The sequence below is a fragment of the Adhaeribacter terreus genome, assembly GCF_042657365.1.
Taxonomy (GTDB): Bacteria; Bacteroidota; Bacteroidia; order Cytophagales; family Hymenobacteraceae; genus Adhaeribacter_A; species Adhaeribacter_A terreus.
The window spans coordinates 1-791 of sequence record NZ_JBHSKT010000022.1 but is presented as its reverse complement, the minus strand read 5'-3'; the positions used below and the strand labels follow the sequence as shown (position 1 = coordinate 791).

Sequence of the window (791 nt, the reverse complement as noted above, 5' to 3'; positions counted from 1 at the left end):
CGGGATAAAAAAAGTACCCACTTTGGTTAAGAAAGTTATTCGACCAACTATTCAAAACCTCGGTGAGTACCCATCAAAAGAAAGAAAAACGGAAGAGATATCCAAGCGATCTGAGCAAAAACGGCTGGAAGCAGTTTAAACAGCTAAAGCCGGCCTTGTTTGAAGAAGAACAGGTAATGGGTCGCCCGCGGGCAGATTTAAAAGAAATAATCAATACCATCTTTTATGTAGTAAAGACCGGCTGTAGCTGGCGCAGCGTGCCGCATGACCTTGTTTGCTGGCAAACGGCTTACGGTTACTTCAGCCGCTGGGGCAAGGACGGGACCTGGGAGCAGATAAACTGTTTCCTTGTAAAGAAAACCCGGAAAAAGGCAGGCAGGAAAAAGCGTCCTTCTGCTGCCTGCCTGGATTCCCAGAGCATAAAAACAACAGCCTGCGGTGGCCGGCACCGGGGTTATGATGCGGGAAAGCAGATAAAGGGTAGAAAGCGCTTTATCCTTACCGATTCGCAAGGGTTGCTGCTGGCCGTATGGGTTTGCGCGGCAAGCGTGTCGGAGAAGATGGGGGCCCAATGCCTGTTGCGCTACCTCCGATGGAGTTCAAGTCTGGATGACCTTTGTAAAAGGATAAAACTGGTTTGGGTGGATGGCGGCTACCGGGGCGATGACCTGAAAGGGTTTGTAAAAAAGCTGTGGGGCTGGTGCTGGCAGGTGGTTTTAAGAAACGATGATCAGAAAGGGTTTAAGGTATTACCCTGGAGATGGGTGGTAGAAAGAACATTTGCCTGGATG

General features: G+C 49.6%; 1 protein-coding gene. It reads left to right on the top strand.

Annotated features, from left to right (window positions below):
• Nucleotides 1–62: 62 nt before the first annotated feature.
• On the top strand, nucleotides 63–791 hold a 729-nt coding region (locus tag ACFPIB_RS17470; protein WP_378018761.1), incomplete at its 3' end, for an IS5 family transposase.